The sequence below is a fragment of the Pseudomonas brassicacearum genome (assembly GCF_003732265.1).
GTDB lineage: Bacteria > Pseudomonadota > Gammaproteobacteria > Pseudomonadales > Pseudomonadaceae > Aquipseudomonas > Aquipseudomonas brassicacearum_D.
Genome location: NZ_MOBK01000254.1, coordinates 1 through 308, shown reverse-complemented (window position 1 = coordinate 308; position 308 = coordinate 1). Strand labels below are relative to the sequence as shown.

Below are 308 nucleotides of genomic sequence, written 5' to 3'. Positions count from 1 at the left end.
GTTGTCGCCATCACGCCACAAGTGCAGGTTCAACTGACCGCTGTCGATGTTGCGCTGATGGCGTTTGGCGAAGCGGCGCAGGCTGATCTCGTACAGATACGGCAGCGCCGCGATCACCTTGAACGGCTCGCTCGGCGGGATATAGAAGTCATTGGCGGTCTTGTCGCCAACAACGATATCGATCTTCACACCACGGGCCAGCGCGCGGTTGATCTCGCGGATCACACCCAGCGGCAGGTTGAAGTACGGCGTGCAGATGGTCAGTTGCTTTTGTGCGCTGGCGATCAACTCAAGAATCGCCCGGTTCA

At 58.8% G+C, this 308-nt stretch carries 1 protein-coding gene; it reads right to left on the bottom strand.

Features of this window, described 5'->3' with window-relative positions; genetic code table 11:
- The coding region (locus BK660_RS31130; RefSeq protein ID WP_259698567.1) for a phospholipase D-like domain-containing protein at nucleotides 1–308 on the bottom strand (308 nt) is incomplete at both ends.